Below are 23570 nucleotides of genomic sequence, written 5' to 3' on the forward strand. Positions count from 1 at the left end.
CCGTCACCATCAAACCGCCAGCGCGCCCCGCAACAGCCTGCCGCGCCAGCAAGCCTTCTCAACGCCGCATCACCACCTGCTCACTTCTCTCCCGGCGAGAAGGCCCGGGGATGAGGGCCAGTCCCCGATCGAGCCCACCCGCCGCCCCAGCATGTCGACGCTCCGCGAAGACGTGTTGCCCGCCCGCGCGTAGCGATGAGGCTTCCCTATTTCAGCCCCCGGCTCCGAAGCTTATTAAACTGATCGCATTCTCGAAAAGCTTGACGCTGAACGCCTTAACCACAGAGCACACAGAGATCACAGAGGAAGAGTTGGGATATTAGCTCTTTCTCGTCTTCTCTGTGGCCTCTGTGTACTCTGTGGTAAATGCGATGGATGATGGCAATTGAATAAGCTTCTCCGCCGGGAGGTAGCACCACGCGGGACGACGCCATCCGAAATGGCAACCGACCCCCTGGCGGAGCCAGGGGCTGAAAATCACGCCGGACGCCAGGCTCTCGTCCCAGGCGTGAGCATGCGGATGTCGTGAAGAGCCTGGGAATATCAATGTCTTCCAGTTGCCAATGGCGCGCAGGCCACCCGCCGCGGAACGTCACTCCCTCACCCCCAGCCCCTCTCCCCATGTTAGAGGGGTGCAGGATGTTATTAAAACCAAAGGAGTCGTATTTATCGAAAGAGGAGCAGAACTTGCCAAAAGCAATCGCCCACCCGCAATCGTCCGCACGCCGCGTGCAAATCCGCCCCCTTCTCCCCGCGGGAGCAGGGCTGGGGATGAGGGCGAACCCGCGAACGAGTCCAATTGCCACCAAAGCATGTCGACGCTACGCGACGGCATGCCACCCGCCGACCGCCGCCCAGCCGCAATGCGGCGCCATCCTTTAGCCGTGGGCGTGAGCCCACGGACGAATGACGGCGTCATGAGCCTGAGCCGCGCAGCGGCGCTAACGCAATGGCGCCGTGACGGATCGTGCCGCCGCTGCGCGGCTCTCATCCTGCGAGCGGAACGGCAACCGTGGGCTGACGCCACGGCGAAGCGATGTCGCCGCCCTGCGGCTAGGGAGGCGAGGCCGTAGGGCGGGTACTCGCACCCGCCACGCCCGGCAAGCAGCCCACCGCCCGACCCCATCGGCAAGCGGCTTGAACCACGCCACATGAAAATCGCCGCCGGCCGTCACATACTCGATGCGTTAAAGGTGGGTGCGGAAGCACCCACCCTACGAAGCCTATGAAAGACACTCCCCTAGTATTTTAACTACCATTTCGCGCCTAGACTTGTATGAATCAGTAGCAATCCTATATTCATGGCTCTCATCGGCGGTTGGATTTATCTGGAGCAGGTAATGGCCATAATCGTTTGTCAGCTCAATGACATCCATTTTAATGCCTCTAACAACTCCGTGTTGGCACGCACTGGCAACATCGCAGAAGTTGCCATCGCTGAGAGCGCTCCAGATGACACTATTATCTTGCTACTCTCTGGCGACATTGCCGATCACGGATATTCGGACGAATTCGATGAAGCATTTACTTGGGTGACGCGTTTGCGCGACTCAATACTGCAAAAACGCCCTGACCTCAAGATTTTGGCTGTTCCTGGAAATCATGATTGTGATTTGTCGGGCGATCAGGCGCTTCGCGACGCTGCTATAGGCCTAATTAACTCATCCACGGACCCACCAGCGAACTCAATCGTTCATGCGGCCATTCAGCCACAATCTGCATACTTCGCGTTTAGTGAAACAATATCTGCCCCTAATGAAAGCCTAACGGCCGCTGAAGTGGACCCCGAAACCTGGACAGCTTGATAAGGTGGTGAATCCCCCCGCTGGGGTGGCGCCTATCAGGAGTTCGTGACGTGTCGAGGAAGCGACGAAGTTTCGGAGCGTCGTTCAAGGCGAAGGTGGCTTTGGCGGCGTGTCGTGGGGACAAGACGACGGCCCAGTTGGCGAGCGAGTACGAGGTCCATGCCGGTCAGGTGACGGCTTGGAAGAAGCTGCTGTTGTCGGGGGCGGCGAGCTTGTTCGAGGACCGGCGGGGACGGAAGCCGGACGACGTCTCGGCGGACGAGCAGGAACTCTACGAGCAGATCGGCCGGCTGAAGATGGAGGTCGAGTGGTTGAAAAAAAAATCTGCCCAACTCGATTGAGGCTCGACGGGGATGTCTCCAGTCGAATCACCCGCAGTTGACGCTCTCTCGGCAGTGCGAGCTGCTGGCGTTGCCGCGATCGACGGCGTACTACCGGGCGGTCGGCGCGAGCGCGGAGAACCTCGCCTTGATGCGGCGGATCGACGAGCAGTATCTGGCGACGCCGTTCTACGGCAGCCGGCGGATGGCGGACTTGTTGGGAGTCAATCGCAAGCGCGTGCAACGGTTGATGCGGCAGATGGGGATCGAGGCGATTTACCCGCGTCGGCGGACGACCTGGCCAGGGGTCGGGCACAAGATTTACCCGTATCTGCTGCGGAACGTGGCGATCGTGCGGCCCGATCAGGCGTGGAGCACGGACATCACGTACATCCCGTTGCGACGCGGCTTCTTGTACCTGACGGCGATCATGGACTGGTTCAGTCGACACGTGCTGGCATGGCGGTTGTCGAACACGCTCACGGGCGACTTTTGCATCGAGGCGCTGGAGGAGGCGCTGCAGCTTGCGACGCCGGAGATCTTCAACAGCGATCAGGGCTGCCAGTTCACGGCCGCGGCGTTCACCGAGCGATTGGAGCGCCGCGGGATCGCAATCAGCATGGATGGCCGAGGGCGCGCCTTGGACAACGTGTTCATCGAACGACTGTGGCGAAGCGTCAAGTACGAGGAAGTCTACTTGCACGACTACGCCGACGGCTGGGAGGCCGAAGAGCGACTGGGGGCGTACTTCCGGTTTTATGCGACCGAGCGCCCGCACCAAGCCCTCGGCTACCGGACCCCCGCCGTGGTGTACGCCCAGCGGAACTGAAGCCGCAGGAGGCGCTGGGCCGATGAAGCTCAACGACGAATCGCGCGAGAGAATTGGAAACTCAAACGGAACCCAATGCTTGGAAGTAACGGATGCGGCCGCGCGAGAGCTTTGAGGGCTCTCGCGGGCCGCTCCCCACCTTATTCAACCCCAGATTCTGTCCAACGATTGGGGTCCACCTGACGCGGCGCCGTTCTATCGCGCGGTTGATTACGGCATTGGCAGCGAGATCATTCGCTTCCATCTAATCAACAGCGCGTGGATGTCAGTGAGAAATGAGCGCCCGGGCACCCTACTTTTCCCACTAGACGCAATCGCCACCTCTTTCGATAGCGAATCCACTATTTCAGTCGGGGTAATCCATCACCCATTCAATTGGTTCAAGCAACCTGAGGCGATGCGACCACTGAAGCAATTGTTGGAATCGCTTGTAGATATAGTTATTACGAGCCATGAGCATTCTCCGCTGATTTCCGAAACCAACTATGGCAAGCAGATTAGCGTCGTTCATGTAGAAGGTGGAGCACTGCAGGAGTTGAAGCATCCACAGAATTCAAGCTTTAATGTGCTAAAAATAGAGCTAGGCGGCAGCCCGAAGATTAGCAGTTGCACATTCAACTGGGAGGGTACTTTTTACAAGAGGCTTGATCAATTCGCTGATCGCGAGCTCAACAGTCGTCATCGAATTGATAAGCACTTCCGCCTGAGTACCTCGTTTGAGCAATTCGTTGATGACGCAGAATTGCCGATAGTCGACTCCGCGGGACGTGCAATCAGTCTATCAGATTGCTTTACATACCCCGACTTACGTGATTTCGGAGATATCGCGGCGCATTCGGAATGGAAGAGGGTTCGCGCTGAAGACGCGCGTGAAACTATATTGACTGCGAACTACGTGCTGATAAGCGGCGCGGAAAGTAGTGGTAAATCCAGTTTAGCAAAAACTCTCTTCAGGGATTTACATCACTCGGGAAAACTTCCCCTATTGCTGAATGGCCGCAACCTAAAAAGCCTAGAGAATCTGCCGTCGTTGAGAAAATCCTTTGAACGAGCCGTAAAATCACAATATGCGAAATTGGCGGCGGAGAATTTCGAACAATTAGATGCGGCGAGAAAAGTCCTAATCATTGATGATTTTGATACATCACCAATCGAGTCCGAGCAACTAACCTCGGCGATAAAGTTCTTCAAAGAAAGCTTTGGTTGCGTAATCCTACTTGTTTCGGAGGATGCTATAGCTGACAGTTTTGACGGTAGTTCAGACGCCGCGGCGGCTATGGCGGGATTTCAACGATTCTCTATCTGCGAGTTTGGACACCTGCGAATTGAAGCCTTGGCATCAAAGTGGCTCAGCCTATCGTCAGATTCACGAGATGAGGGCACCTCGCTCCGAGAGGAGATTGATCGAGTATGCAGAGTTCTCGAACATACCCTGAAGACCAATGCGATACCTCATCATCCTTGGATTCTCCTCGTGCTTTTGCGGCAGGTCTATGTAACCGACGAAGTAGCTGCGAAGAACGGCTCCTATGGGCATCTTTATAATGCAGTAATTACAGCAGCCCTTGCTCGCTCAAAGGTAACTTCAGTAGACATCAAAACAAAGTACACCTACTTATCGCATTTTGCCAAAGAACTCTACAACAAAAGACAGCCGACCCTCGATGCCGAGGAAATGAAATCGCTGCACCAGAGCTATTGCGACCTGTACGATCTTGAGCTTGACTACAAAGCGACGATTGAGGATTTGGTAAACACGGGACTTCTGCGAGATGAGGATGGAATAATCGCGTTTCGCGCCAAATACAGCTATTGTTTCTTTTTGGCGTGGTATTTGAACCGGCACGTTCACCAGGAGGAGGTTAGATCAACGATCCGCGAGCTTTGTGGCCAGCTATTTCACGACGAATCAGCGAACACTGTCGTGTTCTTAGCTCATCTCTGCGGTGATCCGATCGTGTTAAGTGAAATGAAGGCCGCAGCTGGAGTGCTACTGGGCTCGTTGGCTCCATGTAATCTTACAGAAGACGTGCAATTTCTTGATCAACTAAATCCGAAGACCTTCCAGCTGGAGCTTCCATCGACTCCGGCTGATCAGAATCGCAGAGATCGACTTGAAGCAAAGGACGAAGCAATTGTTGAACGCGAGCCGCGGATGCACGATGGCCGGGGAATAACTACGCATCCTTCACCGAAAGCTAAGAATAGTGAAGCGGAAATCCAGCGAGATGGCTGCGGGCCGCTCGCAAAACCATGCAGATCCTTGGCCAAGTTTTGCGGAATGAAGCTGGAGCAATCGAAGCGACCGACAAGCAGCAAACGGTTGAGCAGATTTGCCTTCTTGGACGACGACTTGTTACGGATTTTCTAAATTTAGCCAGGAAGATACGCCAAGAGTTGTCACTATGTTTTACCAGGTATTTCGCGAGATACTGGAAGAAAAAGTTTCCGAGTACAAGAAATCACATAACGCGAGCAAAATAGAAGAAAAAGCTAGGGAACAAGCCTGCACGGTTGTATTTACCGTTGCGTTGTTTGTCGTTTTTCAACTCATAAAGCATATTGCGGAGTCGGTTGGTTTAGAATTGCTAAGTCCAACATTTGCAAAGCTATTGAACGATGACAGTTCGAAAGCTAGCAGGGTTGTCGATCTCGCCATAGCTTTAGAGGCAAGTCGTAGCACGCCTAAGAATAAGGCGATCGCCCTCCACGACGATCTTGAGGGAGAATACTTTACGCAAAGCCTAGTGCGAGTTTTAGTACTCGACAATCTTTACCTCTACGACGTAAGAATGCAGGTGAAGCAAGAATTATGCAAGAAACTAAAAATAGACATTCCAAAGGCGTCATTTGACCCGGGACTGAAGCGTCTGCAATAAAATTGCGAGCGTACTCTGCATCCCGCCAGTGTCGCAGCGAGCACATGAACCGTCCGCTGGTTCAGTTTTCTGAGTGACCGGCCAAGGCCATGAGCACATCCCCGCCGGCACGCTCCCTCGGCATCACGCACTCGCCGCCGCCAGCGACGCTCATCGGTAGCGTTGACGCTCCTCAACAATCTGCCAACTACCATCTTGAAAGTGGCCACTCAGACCGCTAGCGTGAACATTGGTTCTCATTCCATTCGTAGCAACTCCCGCGACCGCCGCGGCGGAGGCCATCATGCTGCGCACGCGTCACCATCAACCGCTGGGTAACGAGAGCCGCCTGTGGAAGGCGTCGCCGACGCCGATCTCGGTCGACTGGCGTGTCGACAGTGCTGAAGTGCCGCTAGGGCTTCGCTAACGATTGGCCCGCAAGCCGCCTGAAGGACAGAGGGTCCACCCGCCCGTAGTGAATGGAGAACGCGTCCCCGCTGCCCACTCGCCGCGGCGACTGGCGCCCCGCGAAAATTCCATCAACTCCCATCTAGAAAATGGCCACCCCGCCCTCTATAGTGGTCGCATGTCCACATGCTGCGCCACCGCTGCGCCGACGCGTCATCCGCCGGGAGAGGCTCGTCCCCTGCCCGCCCCCGCGCCGCACCTGACGGCTGTCGCTGGCGAGAGTGCTCACTTTGTGGGAGGCGTCTCCGACGCCGATTCCGCATTCCATTCCGAGCCGCCATCGCTGCTTCACGCCGCCTCGGGGTCGGAGACCCCTCCCACAACGGCAAGAAATCAGAGCTGTCGTCGCCCCTGTCGCTGCGAGCGACGTCGCAACTCCAACCCGCTCAACCACTTTGGACCCGTGTCGCCCAAAATGCACCAGGCGACACCAGGCGACACGCGACAGGCGACACGCGACAGGCGACAGGCGACAGGCGACAGGCGACACAACCCGCCGCTGCTGTCGATCGAATCAACACGGTTCATGTCGGCCAACATCAGTTGGCCGACACGGCCGACATCGCCTGCATGGAACATAAGCCGATTTCACCAAACCGCGGCGCCCCAACTCTCCCGCATCCTCCCACCAACCACCGCCGGCCCGTTCGCGTCACCCCACCCAACTCCGCCGCTCGCGGCTTAGCGTCCCCCACCCTCCCGCGACGCATCACCCCCCCATTCAACATCAAGCATCGAGCATCCAGAAACCAGCATCCAGCGTCGACCAACAAGCATTCACCACCCATGATCCGGCATCCCGCACGATTTACCTCACTATCCCCCGCTCCCCAGACGAATATAATGGCGAGTCTGCCGGCTCTAGCCGCATTCGGGGGCGAACAGGTTTCGACCGGATAGGCGAAGCGTCAGTGGCGTGCCGTGGTTGATCAGTTGGCCACGTTAAAAGCTGATCACTACCTTCAATTGCCGAAGGTAACTACGCTTTGGCTGCCTAGTTAAATAGGTAACCCGGACTAAGGACTGACGTCGGGTCGGTCCGGACGTCCGTCACCAATCCCGACTAGCCGCGCGGCAAACGTTGGATACACGCGCGGCGAAATAAAGTTTCCGACTAGTGAGTCGCGAGCCCTGTCGACGAGGCGCGCGGCAAGCGAAGCTAAATTCATCGACTACGCACGTAGAAGCTGCCGTGGAGATATCTCGGGACGCGGGTTCGATTCCCGCCGCCTCCACTTCGTTCGCATATATCGATGCAAGCCAGTCGGTCGATTCGCCGACTTGGCTTGCTGCAGGCTTGGCAGGTTGAATGTCCCTCGCAAGAGTGTCTCGAGGAGGCTGCCGATGCAGCGGACATTGCCTGAACCCTGGAAGCCAACGAAGGCTCAGATTCTCGCGGCGCACAGTAAGCGCGTTCCCGATCTAATCGCCAAGAACCTTCTGGTACTTTTTGCCGGCATCAATCCCGGGCTCTACACGGCCGCCATCGGCCATCACTTCGGTCGGCCCGGCAATCGATTCTGGCCTGCGCTCTTCGCTGGCGGCTTCACGCCGCGGCTCTTTTCTCCTTTTGAGGAATCGCTGCTCCTCGATCTCCAAATTGGCATCACCAACGTCGTTGAGCGCGCCACGGCACGAGCCGATGAGCTCGCGAACGACGAACTGCGCGCCGGAGGCAGGCGCCTCGAACGCAAAGTCAAACGGTGGCGCCCCACCGTCATCGCATTCGTCGGCATCGGGCCGTACCGCACCATTTCGGGCAATAAAGACGCCGGCGTCGGCCTCCAAGCGGAATCGTTCGGCGGTAGTCACGCGTGGGTACTACCGAATCCGAGCGGCCTCAACGCCCATTATCAACCCGCGGCTCTCGCGGAACTCTTCGCAGAACTCCGCCTCTGGGCCCTGGAGCATCATCAGCGTCAGTAAAGGAAGCGAGGCGTGGACTCGGCAAGAGCGGCGCGTGTTCGGGTCGACTGCGTGCTTGGACAGACTAATTGCGGCTCACTCAACAAATCTGACTTGCCGACTCTATGGCATTTGGCGTCACCAAGGCGAGAATGGAGCCCTCCTCCAGAATGAAAGGTCCGGTCCTATGCCTAACGCATCTCGTCGACGATTCTTGTCACGAATCGCTGCGATCACTGCCGGTTGTTCAGCGACCGGACTCCTGCAATTTGCACCACTGGCTTGCCCCCGTTGTGCCGGGGAGTCTCCGGCTGCCGATTCAGCTGGCAGTGAACAGCCGCTCTGCGATGCGCTGCTGTACACAACTCAGGGGAGGTCGGCGCGAATTGAAGTCGCTGGCGCCCGCCAGCAGTATTTCGACTTCAAGGTTCCCGGGCAGGCCACTTGGCAGCCGGGACCCATCTTTCCGGACGGTCGACGGATCGTCTTTCTTAGTATGGAGCCCCGGCGCGACGGGCCCGGAAAGGCTTTCGATGCCTACTACACGCAGACGCCGACGCACCTCTGGCTCTACGACTTACCGTCCGGCGAACTAACGGAGCTGTGTACGCAAGACCGCGTGGCGGCCTTTGTTACGCCGGCGTTGCTAATCGATGACGAGCGGATGCTGATTCAAGTCGTACGCGACGGCGTCGGACAAATCTACAACGTGAAACTCGATGGCTCGGACGCACGCGAGTTTACGCAGGCTGGCGAAGGCCTGCCGTATGGTCTTAGCCTGAGTCCCGACGGGCGACGAGTTGCTTTTCATCTAGCGAGTCCCGCCGGCTACCAGGTGTGGACGTCTGATCTTGGCGGCAAGAATCGGCATTTGATTGCCGCGGATCCCGCGTATCTTTATTTTGGGACCAGCTGGTCCCCAGACGGACAATCCGTGTTATTCGTCGATTGTCATTTTCAGGACGACCCTGGCCACGATTGGGCCGACGTGTGCGTCGCTCGCGTGGAGGGCGGCCCGCACCGCGTGCTAACGACGGGTCAGTCCATGTGGTTCGCGGCGACCTACGGGAACGCCGACACGCGCGGCGGCGGATCGAACTTGCCTTCGTGGACGCGAGACGGCAAGATACTCTATCCACGTCGGCGTCCGAATTCCAAGGTTGCATGGGAGTTTCAGCCTCAACGCCCCGACACCGATCATTTCAATCGCGACTTCAAGCCAGAGCTTGCGCAAGGCGGAACGGAGATCTGTCGGCTTGATCCTCTTGATGGATCCTGCGAAGTGCTTATTGACAATGAGCCCGGTATCTGGGACTTCCGTGCCGCGCAGTCGCCTGATGGCCGCTGGGTCGCCTTCTGTCGCGCCGCAACCGGCGAAGCGCCGGCGCTGTGGGTGTTCGACGCGGAAAGCGGCGCCGCCCGTCAACTTACTCGTGGCTGGAACGATCGGGGGGCGGATCATCCCAAATGGCTTGCTGTTCGTTAGAATTCAGCCATGGGAAACATCACCTTAGCGTCACGCCTCCGCTTGGCGATAGCCGGCCTCGCCCTCTGGTCTAGCATCACTTCCGTGAGCTCTGCCGCCGATTGGCAAGCTGTTCAGGAGGAGGTTCGATCGGGAAACTTTGATCAAGCGCTGGCGACCCTTGAGCCGTTGCTGAATGATCGCGATGAGGCGGCTCAACGTCGAGCTCGCGCGTTGGCGGCGCAAGTTTTGCACTTGCGCGGAGAAGAGCATTTTCGGCAGACTCGAATTGCCGAGGCGATCGCGGACTTCGAGCGCGAGCTGAAGTTGCAGCCCAGTGTCGCTGCCGAGCACTGGCAACTAGGCATCGCCTACTATTACGCCGGCGAGTTCGAGAAGGGAGCTCGGCAGTTCGAATTGCATCAGACGGTCAATCCGCAAGACGTTGAGAATGCGGCTTGGCACTTTCTTTGCATCGCGCGTGTTGCGGACGGCTCTTTGGAAAGGGCTCGTTCGAAGTTAATTGCCGTCACACGCGACCAGCGCGTACCGATGATGAAAGTCCAGGAGATGTTCGCCGGTAAGGCAACCGTCGACGACGTGCTGCAAACTGGTAAAGCTGCAGGAGAAACGGCGAAGTTCTACGCGGATCTTTACGCCGGGCTCTATTACGAAGCGATCGATCAAAAGGATGATTCGCTGCGTCACATGAAGCTTGCCGCTGAGAATCCGGCGGCCCGCGACAACTATATGGGCGATGTGGCGCGCGTTCACGCAACCCTTCGCGAGAGAATGCCGCGTCACTGACGTTGGCGACCGTCGCGTTGCGCGCAGAGGATGTTAAAATGCCGAGGCGGCAGTGAGAGGGCCGAGAGCTCAGATTTCTGGCGGCCGTGCAACTCCCCGCAACGCGCTCGCCTGCGGCAGAGGAGCTAGTTCAGCGTTTCCACCCACCGCCAGTTCGCCACCTAGTGCAATTTCGGAGTTAGCAACATGTCTTCCATTGAAGCGTGGATCGTCAAGGCGCCGAAGCAAAGCTTCGTTCGTCAACAAATCGATCTCGACCCCCTGGCGAGCGACGACGTTGAAATCCAAGTTGAGCACTGCGGACTCTGCCACTCGGATCTTTCGGTTAGGAACAACGAGTGGGGCACATCACGATTCCCCGCCGTCCTGGGACATGAAGTAGTCGGTCGCATCTCGGAAGTGGGGGCGACCGTCAAAGGCCTGCAAGTCGGCCAGCGCGTTGGCGTCGGGTGGAATTGCGGTAGTTGCATGTTCTGTCGACAGTGTATGTCGGGGCAGCATCATCTCTGCGCTCAAGTGCGGGCGACGATCGTCGGGCATCGCGGGGGATTCGCGAGTCACGTACGCTCGCATTGGGCTTGGGCGCTGCCGATTCCCGAAAAACTAGCTCCAGCCGACACGGGGCCCCTGTTGTGCGGCGGCATCACGGTATTCAATCCGCTCGCGATGTATGCCACGCCAACGAGCCGCGTCGGTATTGTGGGGATCGGCGGGCTTGGCCACATGGCGTTAAAATTTGCAGCGGCGTTTGGCTGCGACGTCACGGCCTTTACCTCAAATGAAAGCAAATTCGACGAAGCCCGTTCTTTCGGCGCAAATCACGTCGTTGCCAGCCGCGACTCGGCGGCGATCAAGAAGCTTGCGGGAACATTCGACCTATTGATCATTTCCGTGCCCGTGCCCCTCGATTGGGACGCTCTCATCGGCTCGCTCGCGCCGAACGGTCGGATGCACGTGGTGGGCGCCGTCTTGCAGCCAATTCCAGTCAAGGCGTTCTCGTTGATCTTCGCACAAAGGAGCATCTCCGGTTCGCCAACCGGCGCGCCGGTGGACATGGGGACCATGCTCGAGTTTGCAGCACGGCACAACGTCACGCCGCAAACAGAGCACTTTCCCATGAGCCGGATCAACGATGCCTTCGAGCGCCTTGAATCGGGACAAGCGAGGTATCGCATCGTGCTCGACGCTGATTTTTAGTGGCAGGCGCGTCGATACAACCTGGCTTCCCGCCGCCTTACTCCTCAATGAACCCGTGGTAGCGGCCCAGATAGTAGGGCAAGAGAAACGCCGCGCCGTCCGCTAACTCGCTGCCGCTGCCGCCAACGTCAAGTTGCCACGGGTTGTGATTCCAGAACTCAAAGTAGCGTTCATCGACTGGAATGACCTTGCCGTCGATGCGATGCCCCGTATTTTGGAACCAGCGATCTCGCAGCGGGACGACGTCGATCCGGTGGCTATTCTTGTGCGCCCAGTTAAAGCGATCCAACGGAAATCGCTTGAGCGTATCGACGGCGTCGTCAAGTGCGTGTTGCGGAATGGATCTGACGGGATAGCCCATCGCTCCGTCCCATACCGCGGCGAATACGAAGTTAAACAGCGGATTGCACTCGGGCCGCTCCAGCGACCAATACCATGACAGCGAATACTCATAGAATTTGCGAACCGCGGGGTCTGTTTCATAGCGCAGCAGATTGTAATAGCACATGAACGCCATCTCGTCGTCCGACTGGTTGCCCGTGCCGTATCCTAGCGACCATTTCGGGTTGAACGTGTTGGCGGCGTAAGAATGCTCTTTGACCAGCTGGTCATGATGCTGGCGAAATTTCGGATCGCCGGTAATGTGCTCGGCCGTTTTCAGATACGACAGGATGCTCAAGGAATTAAGTCCGCGGCCGGCGATCAAATTCCCGTGGTCGAGCGTTTCGCGGTTGTAACGCCCCCAGCGCGTTGGCTGCCCATCGTGGTCAACCAGTTGATAGTCGTGATCAATCAAATGCGTCGTCATGTCGTAGACGACTTGTCGTACTCGTGCTTTTTCCTCGGCAGTCTCGGCCACTAGGTCGTAGTAGTTTGCGTATAAGAAGTAGTGGCCATCAAGCTCGTCGGAACTCGTATCACATTTCCAATACCACTGACCGTCGGCGCTAACCGGCCAACGCGGAGAGATTTCCTTCCAATGCTCGTCCTCGGCGCCGCGTACAGCGCGGTCCCGCTCTAGGTTGTCATAGTCATTGGGATTCGGCCCACTGACGGGACGAATTGAGCGGGCGGGGAATCCTTTGGGCGCGGGGTGCGATCCTCCTTGGGTGACGTCACTGAGGAATTTGAGGGCTTCAAAGGCGGCGACGGCCCGCTTCTTTGCTTCCGGATCCTTCGTGGCGGCGTATGCGAAGCACTGCCCAGCGCCGTACATCGCGGTCCACAACCCGTCGTTGTCGCTGTCAAACTGTTGGACTCCCTCTTTCGAGCCAGGAGTGGACGCGCCGACGGCATTCACGAACCCGAATGGCGTGCGACGATGGTGTCGATCAATCTCCTCCTCGAAGAAGGCCGCCTTTTTCGCGAGCGTCGTTGCTTGACGCTCAATAAGCCCAACGCCCTGGTTCGTAGCCATCCAGGCGTTGCCATGCTCGTCCACTGCGATGGCATTGATGACGTCGTCCGGCGTCCACCGACGCCCTTGTCGATAGTTCCACGAGGAGCCGTCGAATCGAATGGCGCCGATCTTGGTGCCGAACCAGACCACTCCAGGCTCGCCGGCCGCGCAGGCGGTGAAGTCGTCGTAGGGCAACCCCTCATCACCGGTATACAGCGCCCACTGATCGCCGGTTCGACAACCTACCCCCTGACTGCTGGCAAACCAGAGTCTTCCTGCGCGATCGTACGTCACGCCGCGCACATCGTGCGGATACCAACTCCTTTTGCCGGCCCGCGCTCTCACCGCGTGCCAATCGCCGGCAGCCGTCCGAGATATCAGTCCGTCGGGCGCGGCGACGGTCAACTCGCCGTTAGGCGCTGCCGCCACTTGACGCACGGCTCGATGGTCGCCGACTAACTCGAGATAGGCGCCGACTGGCCGGAACTGCCCGTCGACGAGGGCAAATAGACCCTCGTCGCCTCCTAAATAGATCGTGTCGACGGCTACTGCCAACGATGCACGGCTTGCATTGGCGAATTCTGGAGGCAATGAAGCTAACGTCGCGGCCGCGCCCGTCCCAGGCGTCCATTGGACGAGCTCGTTGCCGATGGCGACCAAGATCGAATCACCATGCGTCAGCAGCGCGAGCACCTTGTTCGGCCGATTGAGACGCGCCTCCCAGCGGTCGCCGTTCCATGTAGCCAAGCCGCGCGTCGTGCCGGCAATCGCTGCTCCCTGCGGAGATAGGCTGACGGCGTTCACCTCATCGCTGGGAAGACCGTCTGCCGTCGAGAAGACGCGGAGGCGCTCGGCGGCGAACTCACCCACCTTCACGGGCGTGATCTGCTCGTCGTGCAACGGCAAATCTTCAATCGGCAGTTCGCCGGCAAGGACGGAGGGCGTCAGGTTCCCGACGAGCATTCCGACAACTAACGCGAGTCGAGACAGCCAAGCGTTCCGGGCGTTCATTAAAAGCTCCCATAATGGTGGAGTGGCCCGCCCTGCCTTGGAAATTTGCCGCGTCCTGTCCTGAAGCGTCGTTTCCTCAATTCGACGCCATAATCCGCCCGCAATTGAAGCGCAATTTTAGTATAACCCGTGACCTCGGCGAGGGCGAGAACGCGTCACTTCGCGCGTGCAATGCGTCGCACCCGATGATGCAGCGTGTCGCCAACGTAGATGGCGCCGTCCGGCCCGACGCATACGCCATGCGGCGCGTATAACGCCTTTGCGTAAGTTTCCCCGCTCGCGCGCGAAGCTGGCGCTGGGCCGCCTACAATTGTCGTGATCTTGCCAGTTTCAACTTCGATGCGCCGAATGGCATTGTTCTCCGTGTCGGCGACAAACGCGTTTCCCAGATCATCGACGGTGATTCCTTTCGGACCATTCAGACGCGCCGCTCTTGCGGGCCCGCCGTCTCCAGAAAAACCCCTGTCTCCCGCGCCGGCGACATGATGCAGGATGCCGTCGCTCAAGTTCATCTTCCAAACGCTGTGCCCTTCGCGCGAGGCAATCCACAAAACGCCGTCGCGGATGAACAGCGCTCGTGGACCGAGAAACGACGCTCCGCGAGCTGGCTGACCGTCGTGGGCGGCAATCGGTCGCGAGTCGCCCGCAATCGAGTCGACGATCCCAGTGGCAAGATCGACGCGGCGAATGCGATGATTGCCGACGTCGGCGATGTATAAACCGCCGGTTTCGTCGAGGGCGATGCTGTGCGGCTGTTGGAACAACGCCTGGGTCGCCGGCCCCCCGTCGCCGCCGAAGCCCGGTCGGCCGGCGCCGGCGACGGTTTGGATGACGTGGCTCTCGGCGTCGATGCGACGCACGACGTGATTCATCATCTCGACGATGTACATGTTCCCGACAGCGTCGAAACGGACCTCGTAGGGTTCGTTCAGGCAGGCGTCGGTGGCGGGCCCGCCATCGCCGGCATACCCGCGCCGTCCGCAGCCGGCGACGGTCGTTAGCGCGCCAGAACGAATGTCGAGGCGACGGACGCGATGATTTCGGACCTCGGCAATGTACAACGCGCCGTCCGGGCCCCACTCCACCCCGAAGGGCTCGCCAATATTCGCGCTTAGTGCATCGCCGTCGCCGTTGTTCTCCGGCGCGCCGCAGCCAGCAATCGTTTCAAGCGCGAAGTCGTCGGCATGAGCGATTGAAGTCTGTGCGCCTATGGCTGCAATCAGGAGGAAGCACAGCCGACAGGCTCGGGACATGGCAGCATCGCTGGGCGGATGAAGTCGGCTTAAGGACGCTTAACGAAGAATCCGTTGAGATCGCCTTTAATTCGGCGCGGCAAACTTCCAAAGGTGCTTATCGCTACGCACGTAGAATGCTTCTCCAGCGAGCGCGGGAGTACACATAATCGTTTCCCCAAGTTCCAAGCGACTTGCAATCTTCCCTTTTTCGCCGCCCAATTCAATGGTTTGAAGAACGCCATTTTCATCGGCCAAATAGAGATGTCCGTTCCCGGCGAGCGGCGAGGCATAAGCCTGCTTGCACTTTAGTCGCATCTGCCACTCCGGCTTGCCGGTGGCCAGATCAGCGCAGGATAGAATTGAGTCTTTCAGGACGTAGACGCGATCTTCATATGCGACAGGCGTCGGCGTATCGGGAGAGAGCTTGGAGTCGCTCCAGACGACTTCAGGAACTGGCGCGCTTTCACTCGGTCGCAGCACCGTTAACTCTCGAAGCGGCGCCACCACCAGATCGCCGGCAATCGTTGACGATGCAACCGAGCCGCATGGCTGCTCAACTTCCCATTTGATCTTGCCGGTGCGCGGCTCGATCGCCTGCAGCGACTTCTTCGACTGCAGGATCACTTCGGCGGCATTTCCGCCGGACGGGTGATAGAGCGTCGGCGATGCATGGATCGCCGACTTCTCACGATCGTGTTTCCAGAGCGTCGCGCCGGTGAGCGCGTCGAGACCCGTGGCAAACGACTCGCTATCGGTGTCTAGCTGCAGTACCAGCGCGCCGTCGGAGACGACCGGCGACGACGACATGCCGAGCGAACTGCTGGCGTTCGGAAAGTCGTGTCCCAAGCCCCGGTACCAGATCAACTGACCGTCCAGATCCAAACAAATCACGTCATTGCATGAGTAGTACGCATAGATGCGCTCGCCATCGCTGCAGGCTTGCGGAGTCGCCATGCACATCGACTCGTGACAGACCGTGCGACCCGTGGCCTTGAACTGGCGATCCCACAACGGCTCGCCCGTCTCCGTCGAGAAGCAAAGCACATGGAGGCGGTCGTCTCGATAACCGCTGCTCGCCGTGAGGAAAATCCGATTGCCGACGACCACCGGGCCCGATAGCCCTCGGCCGGGCAACTCCGCTTTCCATTTCAGCGTCTGGGGATCGTCGAGCTTTGTAGGCAAGTTCTCACCCGCGCCGACGCCCGAACTATCGTTGCCGCGAAACTGGCGCCAATCTTCCGCGCGGGCGGCTCGCGACACGAAAAGCAAGCAGAGAATTAGTGCAAATGTTCTCATCAGTTTCCCAGGACAAAATTGTTCCGCCGCGCGACATGCCTATCGATCGCTGCAACTTACCTCTGCGAGACCTTTTCAGCATCGCTTGATGGGGCGCCGACCGGCAGAATGGCTTTCCCCGACTCGTCGCAGATGCGCAGTTGAAACTCCCAGCGTTGCGCCCAGTCTTGCGTCTGCTCGTTCTGGCAAATCTTCAGGAGGATTCGATTCTTCCCCGCCTTGAGCCTCACCGGCGTGCGGTACTGATCCAGTCGCGACGACTGGTGATACTCTTCGTGCGCGAACATAGGTTGGTCATTGATCCACAATTTCCAGCCGTTAGGCGTACCGAGCCGAATTTCCGCGGGCTGGTCTCGCTCCGAATCAAATTCGCAATAGGCATAGGCCACCGCTCCCTTGTGGCGACCCAACAGATTGTTCAGGTCGAGAATCGCGTGGCGTTCGTCGCTCGTTTTCTCGACCCAGGCGACTTCGCCCTCCGTTCCGGCGTACTTCTTCTGTAGATCGATCTCCGATTCCGGAGCGTATGCTGCATCGAAGCCGATTCCGCCGCGATGATCGAACGGGGCGATCAACCACCAGCGATTGAGGAGGCCGAGCTGTCTCTTCAAATCGGGCGCTTCGCCCAGCTCGACCAGCTTATCGAACGCGAGGTCGAGTTGATCGGGGTCGAGGGCTGCATTGAACGCTTCAGCATACAGCGTTTTGCAACCGGCGACGTTTTTGGCATCGTGTGCCCGCAACGCCTCGTCGAGCAGACGCTGCACGCTGGCACGACGAAACTCAGCGCTGGGATCGTCGATCATCCCAGGAACCAATCGGTCAGCAGCATCGGGATCAATTTTCAGGAGCCAATCGAACGCGAGCTGACGAGATTCCGCCGAGTGCGAGCGATCGAGCGTGAATGCTTCCAGCTCGGGTTGCACGGCGAGCCGCCCACTCTTCAGCTCTCGGTCTGCGATCAACTCGAAAGCCCCGCGCAGCCAGTTTGAGGCAATGGGATTTGCGCGATCCATGCCATGCAGCAGCGGCAACAGCGCTGTTGCAGGTTGCTGGGAGAGGTCGCGCAGCGCGGACGCCGCCTGCTCATGTCCTTTGCCCTGCGCACCGACGTCCATGAGGGCCTGAATGCTCTCATCCATCTCAGCGGCGCCGATCCAACCCGGGCGAGCGCAGAGCAGAGTTAGGACGCACGAGAGGATTACGATCGGATGCCAATGCACGCGTTCACTCCTTTTGCCATCGGTTCTTGTCGCCGCAATCGCTTGCGAGATGCACGACTGCGCGCCGAGTGCGGGGACAGAAAGCTAGCCACGACGCCCGCGGAACGACGCGTCGAGTGCCGATCGCCCTGATTGTAGAGGAGGTGGCGGCGGGTGCAAATTTATTCGGCTACGGCGCGCCAGGGTGCGAAAAGGATCGTCCGACAAGTAACAAAGCCGCGGAGGACGCGGGTCTCGCCGCCCAAGCTCGGTGAAATGCAAGGTGCATTCCGACTGCCCCCGGCTTGCAAGCGATGCCTCGCGCCTCCGCGGCTGCAATGGCCGTCGAGTGGAATCGACGTTCCTAGTAACTGGAATCGCCAAAAAAGCTATCGGGAATCGTCCGCTCAATAATCCGCCCCATTTCGTCTTGCGTGCGACGCTGGCCGACTGAGTGCCAAGCCGAGACTTCCTTCAGTTCGGGCATGACCTCGACCAGCTGGGTGATCAACATTGCGGTGAGCCGCTGGATCGGGGCGTCGGTCGCGGACTCTTCCAAGGCTTTCGCCGTTTTCATCACGCGGAGCATTCGCGCCCGCTGGTTGACAGGCTCTGACAGCGGGCCTGAACTATCGACGAGCAAGTCCGCGAGCGGCACTTCAAGCACCTCTTGCCAGCGGATAAGTTGCGACAGCGACAGATCATGCGTCGGGTTCTCCTGTTCGCGGACTTCTTGCATCGAGATGCCCAGCCGCCGCGCGGCCGAGCGGATCGAAACCCCCTGCTCCTGCCGCACGTCGCAAATGCGGTGCAGTGGGCGCCGGGCGCCAACCGTCGGAGGGACGATGGGTGCGGGCGTGGGGGAGTGGAAATTGCCGAGGTTAAAGTTGTATTCCACGGTACTCATCGCTGGGGCGCCTCCACTCGCCGACCGAGAAGCGGCCGGACGAGATTCCGAAGTGGTGTCCTGGGAGCTCACGCGACCGCTCGCCGCGGCAACGCCCACGCGCATCCGAGCGCAACGCTGCCGTAGCCAAATGGGTCGGGAGAGCTGGTAGTCGGCATAACGATAAGAATGCTGACTCGCCGCGATCAGTGCGGAGCGAGACGCCTGTTAGGACTGCCGCCAAACCTACCAGCCGAGTAAGGTTCTTGCCCTGGCGACGGTCGTTGGAGAGAAGTCAGCTGGCCGGCACAACTCCTCTCGAAGCACCCTTATGGTAGGCGTGCCTGGAAGGGGAAACAAGTAGCGGCAGCTCGCAATCGCCGGTGCGACGGCCCCTCACTGGCAGCAGCTATCCGTGCAAGTGCTTGCGGATGGCGCGCTCACTTTTTTCCCCCGTATGAAAGCGGAAAGCAGTGATTTTCGCGCATTAACCCGACGCTAGTCCCACAAAGCTTGTGGACAATTCGCAACGCGGGAGTAGGTGCGTTGACGTACGACTGTAAGCTCGCGCCTACTTGCCGAGCGGCGCACTGAAGCTGGTCATCGCAGGCATGAGTCCGTCGAGGGCCGAGCCCAGTACAGGCGAACCTGAGCGTTTGCGACGCGAGCCGGCGGGCTCGTCGATTCGCAGCCAGCGAAAGGCTCCGCTGCTCCGTCGACCTTCGACCAGCGGCGGACGGGAGGGCGCCTGCAAGGCCCCCCGCCGCGTGCCTCGCCCCTCGCCCATCAGCGTCGCTGCGGGCGAATGGGGCGCGTCTCGGCGGTCGCCCTCTGCACCCAAGAGAAGCGCCAGTTCCTGATGATTGATCTCGCCGACCCCGCTGTGGGCGACCACGTCGGTGACCCGTAATCGCGAACGAACCTGCTCAAGCGCTGCGCCCAGACCCCGCTGGTAAGGCTGACGCAGGATCTGCAACTGCGGAAACTCGCTGGCCAATTCGCACGCGATTTCGTAGGTAGCGTCAGTCGACCCATCGTCGACGACCGCCACTTGCATCCGACGACCCGTCGTCTCCGCCAATTCCATTAACCCCAGCAATGACGAGCGGAGGGAACGCTCGGCGTTGTGGACGGGCAATACGATCGTGACGGGGGAGTTCAAGTGGCATCTCCAACGATTCGTGCGGGGAGTGCGCGGGACCTGTTTAGATCCATCGACGGAACCGGAAGGGGGCTCCAGCGGCGCGGCAAACTCGCATGTTGGGCCTAAATTTCCCGCCGCGCCGGTCGTGCCGACGATGACAGGAGTCTCGTCCGTGACGATCGATCCAGATCGGCTTGGACTCGACGTGCGTAGACGGGCGCGGGCCGCGCCAGGTATCCTGGGGTGGCGGGCCGTGGGCGCTCGCTGGCTGTAGCCTCTCTCCTGAGTTTCCCGTGGCCGCCGACCTTCCCAACTTCGATACGCCTGACAGGCTCGTGACGGCAGTGGTTCAGGACGCCTCGACGGGGCGGGTCTTGATGCTTGCTCACATGAACCGCACGGCGTGGGAGGAAACCATCGCCACCGGCCGGGCCTGCTATTTCAGCCGTAGCCGTGGCCGTTTGTGGCGGAAGGGCGAAGAGAGCGGTCACGTCCAGCATGTGCGCGAGGCGTACGTCGACTGCGACGGTGACGCCGTGCTACTGAAGGTCGATCAGACCGGGGCGGCGTGCCACGAAGGCTTTGAAAGTTGCTTCTTTCGCCGCCGCACCGATGGTGGTTGGGAAGTGATTGGCGAGCCCTTGGTCAATCCAAAGACGATCTATCAACAAAAAGAGTAAGTGCCGTGAGCGCCGACGCCCGTTTAGCCGAGTTGAAACTGGAACTTCCACCAGCCCCCAAGGCCGTTGGCGTCTATCGGCCGGTCGTCGAAATCGACGGTCTACTCTATATATCGGGCCACGGGCCGCTGCGACCGGATGGCAGCCTGACGAAGGGTCGCGTCGGCGCCGACCTAGATACCGCAGCCGGGTATCAGGCGGCGCGTCAGACGGGGTTAGCAATTCTTGCCACCTTGCAGAAGCACTGCGGCAGCCTCGACAAGATCGCCCGCTTGGTGAAGACCCTGGGGCTCGTCCACGCAACTCCGGAGTTTGTCGATCACCCCGCGGTGATCAATGGCTTCAGTGAACTGATGCGGGACGTTTTCGGCGAAGAGCACGGGGTCGCTGCACGTAGCGCGGTTGGCGCGGTCTCGTTGCCAGGGGGCATCGCGGTCGAGGTCGAAGCGATTTTTCAACTCAAGCGGTAGCAGGGGCAGCCACGCTGGGCGTTTACTTCGTCCGCGCCGCCGGCCGCCGCTTTGGTTCGTCCGAGCCAGTTTCCGATCTCAGCTTGGCCAGCTGACTCCGAAAATCGGCGATCCCCGCGAGAAGTTGCTGATCCATTTCTTCAGGGCCTCGGTCCACGGGCGCTGCAGCATCTGGCAACGGGGCAGCGATGGCGCTAGCCACCGCCGGAGCGACGTCGGCCGGCAGAGGATGGCCCGCCCGCTTCGGGGTTCCGATCGCCAACGTTTCCGCCGGCGCGCTGGACGCCCTGGACGCGACATCACCGTCCGCTGGATACAGGTCGCTACGCTCGTGACGCTCGCTGGCGAGGACGGCCCCTGCGGAGCTGCTCGGGCGACTGCTCCTCCGCTGAGCTTCACCCAGCAACGACGCGCGCATCAGGTAAACCGCGAGAGCGTAACCGAGAAAAATATTGAAGATCGATGTGCCGATCAGAAACGCGAGCATGACCGGTTCGCCCTCCGAGACAAGCGCCGCTGGGCGAGACCGAAACCGCTTCGCCTCCAGCCTAGCCGAAACGCAATGGCCGAAGGATCTAATTGCCACCCAAGGAGAGTGGAATTGTGCCGCGTCGGCGCCCTGTTACCGGAAGCGTATGTCACGCGGGAAGAGATGCGCGGATCACTGTGGTGCTCCGCGGCGCCTCGCTTCACTCACGCTCGGCGTTTTAGCGATTTTGACGCCTTTTCCGGCGGAGCTAGTCGTTGGAGCGCGCAACCGTTAACGAACCAAAGCGCCGGCGGGCCGCGTCGCCATATTGCCAATGGAACTCTGTCCGCTGGCGTCCTTGGCCCGGGCCGCCGCTTCGAGAGTCTGGACGAACTCAGGCGACGCGGCCTTCAGCTTGATGACGTCGCTAGGCGACGTTGAGTCGTGAGGTCGGATGATGACGATCACTTCCGAGTTCCCTGCCCGCCGACCAATCTCCTGGATCGCCGCCCGCTCCTCAGCGGGAAGACTTACGAGGTCGTCCGGCGTTGCCGCTGTTGCGGCGCTCGTTTGAGGACTTGCGGTCATCAGGTCGGGGGCGGAGGCAGACGCAGCGCCCCCTGTCGATGTCCCTGCGTTCAGAAATGGATTGGACGGACCGCCGCCAGCGGCGGCCAAGGGCTGCGTCGGGCTCTGCCCGCGAACTTCAAACGGCTCCGCGGCAACCGGCAGCTGCGGAGATTGAGCCGCGAGTTCCTGCGATGCGCCCCCCGGCGGAGTTTGCAAGGTGGCCGTCAACTGCAATGCGTCGAGCTTTTGGTAAATCGAATCGAGCGATGCGTAAAGCCCTTCATTCCCCTGTGGATCGGCGGCATAACAGACGCCGATCAACTGTCCGTTGGCATTGAACAAACCGCCGCCGCTGCGACCCTCCTCCGGCGCGCGAGCCGCTTCGACGTTTGCATGGCCTTGGTAGCGGTTCACGGCGGTGATTCTTGTTTCCCACGGCGTGGGATTGGCCCCATGACCGCAACCGACGCTGGTGACCGGCGCATTGACTAACAGCGTGGCCCCGCGCGGCGCCACGGGGGTGACCGCGACCGCCCCCGGCGTTTCAAAGCAGACGAGCGCCAAGTCGCGGTCGAGGTCGTAGTCGATCACTTGTGCTTGCGCCGATCCAACCGGTTCGGCCCCCGCTTGGCCGTTTCGGAAGAGAGTTACGTCGACGACGCCCTGTCCTTTCGATTCGCGGAACAGGTGGCCGCAGGTGAGGACCAGTGCTTTTCCCTGGCGGGCATCGATAATCGTGCCGGTGCCGGTGCTCTTTCCCTGGGCGTCGGCAATGCTCAGCCTCACCGTCGCGTCGACCAGCCTCCCGGATCCGCTTGCGACCACGGGGGAAGCCGTGCTCTCTTGGGCGGCGACATGCTGGACCGGCGGCGAACCGAGTGAGCTCGTCGGGATTGGCGCGAATGGGCTAGGCGCGGCGACCGAGCCGGCCGCGGGCCCCGGCTGTTGACCGCCAAGCTGAGTGACGCGACCTGGCTGCGGTTGTTGAACTTCTGCGAACGGATTGACCGTTTCCGTCCCCGCGGCGACGAAAGCCACGGCGCCCTCTGCGACCTTGCTCTGTGGTTGCTGGGCCGCGATCGCCGTGGCCCGATGGATCATCTCCACGAGCGTGCGATGGTCGGTACTTCCCTCAAGTCTGGCGTACTCGCGTCGGTCGACCAACACGATGAACGTCGGAAAGCCGGTGACCCGATACTGGTCGGCCGATTGAGGTTGGCTGGAGGCGTCGACTTCGCGGACTGCGTAACCCTCGGTGGCAAGCTGTCGCACGACGGGCCGCATCAGGTTGCACGGACCACAGTTCCGCGTGGTGAATGCTAGCAATACCGTCTCGCCGGCGGCCTGCTGACAGGCGATTGCTGCCAGCAGCGTGAGCGTCAAAGTTCGCAACCAGACCATTGCTTCCCTCCATGGATGCTTCGGTCAGGGCAGTGGAGCGCGAGCTCGACTGCGGTGTCGTGGGCAGGCCAAAGGCGACGTGAGAAGCATGCGCCGCATGAAAAGACGCGTCGTCCGCCAAGGCCATCAGTGCCCTTCGGAGCGACGTCGCTA

18 protein-coding genes and 1 other RNA gene are annotated in these 23570 nt (G+C 59.9%); 11 read left to right on the top strand and 8 right to left on the bottom strand.

Annotated elements, in window-relative coordinates:
• The first annotated feature begins 1301 nt into the window (after nt 1–1301).
• From I41_RS03425 to ahr, 9 genes are all read left to right on the top strand, one after another.
• The gene (locus tag I41_RS03425; RefSeq protein ID WP_145430914.1) at nt 1302–1805 is read left to right on the top strand and encodes a metallophosphoesterase family protein; all 504 of its coding nucleotides are present in this window, start codon (nt 1302–1304) and stop codon (nt 1803–1805) included.
• 50 nt (nt 1806–1855) lie between these two features.
• Nucleotides 1856–2954, top strand: a protein-coding gene (locus tag I41_RS03430; protein WP_391524828.1) for an IS3 family transposase whose coding sequence is annotated in 2 segments (ribosomal slippage) — nt 1856–2145 and nt 2144–2954 — 1101 coding nt in all. Because the reading frame shifts where the segments join, the coding sequence is not laid out codon by codon here.
• A gap of 262 nt (nt 2955–3216) precedes the next feature.
• Entirely contained in the window at nt 3217–5325 is a 2109-nt protein-coding gene (locus tag I41_RS03435; protein ID WP_145430918.1) for an NACHT domain-containing protein, read from the top strand.
• Between the two features lie 34 nt (nt 5326–5359).
• A complete protein-coding gene (locus I41_RS03440; protein ID WP_145430920.1) occupies nt 5360–5833 on the top strand; it encodes a hypothetical protein in 474 nt (157 codons plus the stop codon).
• A gap of 1320 nt (nt 5834–7153) precedes the next feature.
• Nucleotides 7154–7518: a transfer-messenger RNA gene (gene ssrA / locus I41_RS03445) on the top strand.
• A gap of 106 nt (nt 7519–7624) precedes the next feature.
• Nucleotides 7625–8206: a G/U mismatch-specific DNA glycosylase gene (gene mug, locus I41_RS03450; RefSeq protein ID WP_145430922.1), complete on the top strand. Its 582-nt coding sequence runs from the start codon at nt 7625–7627 to the stop codon at nt 8204–8206.
• A 193-nt stretch (nt 8207–8399) separates the two neighbouring features.
• A complete protein-coding gene (locus tag I41_RS03455; protein WP_168206653.1) occupies nt 8400–9671 on the top strand; it encodes a PD40 domain-containing protein in 1272 nt (423 codons plus the stop codon).
• Between the two features lie 9 nt (nt 9672–9680).
• Nucleotides 9681–10457, top strand: coding sequence for a tetratricopeptide repeat protein (locus I41_RS03460; RefSeq protein ID WP_145430927.1), 777 nt, complete (start codon nt 9681–9683; stop codon nt 10455–10457).
• A gap of 186 nt (nt 10458–10643) precedes the next feature.
• Nucleotides 10644–11654: an NADPH-dependent aldehyde reductase Ahr gene (gene ahr, locus I41_RS28750; RefSeq protein ID WP_145430929.1), complete on the top strand. Its 1011-nt coding sequence runs from the start codon at nt 10644–10646 to the stop codon at nt 11652–11654.
• Between the two features lie 37 nt (nt 11655–11691).
• On the opposite strand, the gene I41_RS03470 is transcribed toward ahr, so the two are convergent.
• The 6 genes from I41_RS03470 to I41_RS27000 all read right to left on the bottom strand — a co-directional run bounded on the left by I41_RS03470 (nt 11692) and on the right by I41_RS27000 (nt 19845).
• Nucleotides 11692–14064 (bottom strand): ligand-binding sensor domain-containing protein, encoded by a 2373-nt coding sequence (locus tag I41_RS03470; protein WP_145430931.1) that lies wholly within the window; start codon nt 14062–14064, stop codon nt 11692–11694.
• Between the two features lie 155 nt (nt 14065–14219).
• A complete protein-coding gene (locus tag I41_RS03475) occupies nt 14220–15317 on the bottom strand; it encodes an NHL domain-containing protein (protein ID WP_145430933.1) in 1098 nt (365 codons plus the stop codon).
• A 66-nt stretch (nt 15318–15383) separates the two neighbouring features.
• Nucleotides 15384–16595 carry an outer membrane protein assembly factor BamB family protein gene (locus I41_RS03480; RefSeq protein ID WP_145430935.1) on the bottom strand — a complete coding sequence of 404 codons (1212 nt, stop codon included), beginning with the start codon at nt 16593–16595 and terminating at the stop codon, nt 15384–15386.
• 56 nt (nt 16596–16651) lie between these two features.
• Nucleotides 16652–17818, bottom strand: a complete 1167-nt coding sequence (locus I41_RS03485) for a hypothetical protein (protein ID WP_145430938.1) — start codon at nt 17816–17818, stop codon at nt 16652–16654.
• Between the two features lie 343 nt (nt 17819–18161).
• Nucleotides 18162–18704: a helix-turn-helix domain-containing protein gene (locus tag I41_RS03490; RefSeq protein ID WP_145430940.1), complete on the bottom strand. Its 543-nt coding sequence runs from the start codon at nt 18702–18704 to the stop codon at nt 18162–18164.
• Between the two features lie 550 nt (nt 18705–19254).
• Nucleotides 19255–19845, bottom strand: coding sequence for a glycosyltransferase family 2 protein (locus I41_RS27000; RefSeq protein ID WP_168206654.1), 591 nt, complete (start codon nt 19843–19845; stop codon nt 19255–19257).
• 275 nt (nt 19846–20120) lie between these two features.
• Between I41_RS27000 and hisI the strand changes: the two genes are divergently transcribed.
• Entirely contained in the window at nt 20121–20507 is a 387-nt protein-coding gene (hisI, locus tag I41_RS03500) for a phosphoribosyl-AMP cyclohydrolase (protein WP_145430944.1), read from the top strand.
• A 5-nt stretch (nt 20508–20512) separates the two neighbouring features.
• Nucleotides 20513–20977 (top strand): RidA family protein, encoded by a 465-nt coding sequence (locus I41_RS03505; RefSeq protein WP_145430946.1) that lies wholly within the window; start codon nt 20513–20515, stop codon nt 20975–20977.
• Between the two features lie 22 nt (nt 20978–20999).
• Here the strand turns inward: I41_RS03505 and I41_RS03510 are convergent, their stop codons facing one another.
• Nucleotides 21000–21464 (bottom strand): hypothetical protein, encoded by a 465-nt coding sequence (locus I41_RS03510; RefSeq protein WP_145430948.1) that lies wholly within the window; start codon nt 21462–21464, stop codon nt 21000–21002.
• A gap of 273 nt (nt 21465–21737) precedes the next feature.
• On the bottom strand, nt 21738–23417 hold the full coding sequence (locus I41_RS03515) for a trypsin-like peptidase domain-containing protein (RefSeq protein ID WP_145430950.1): 1680 nt from the start codon (nt 23415–23417) through the stop codon (nt 21738–21740).
• Between the last annotated feature and the right edge of the window lie 153 nt (nt 23418–23570).

It is taken from the genome of Lacipirellula limnantheis, from assembly GCF_007746075.1.
In the GTDB taxonomy this organism is placed as follows: Bacteria; Planctomycetota; Planctomycetia; order Pirellulales; family Lacipirellulaceae; genus Lacipirellula; species Lacipirellula limnantheis.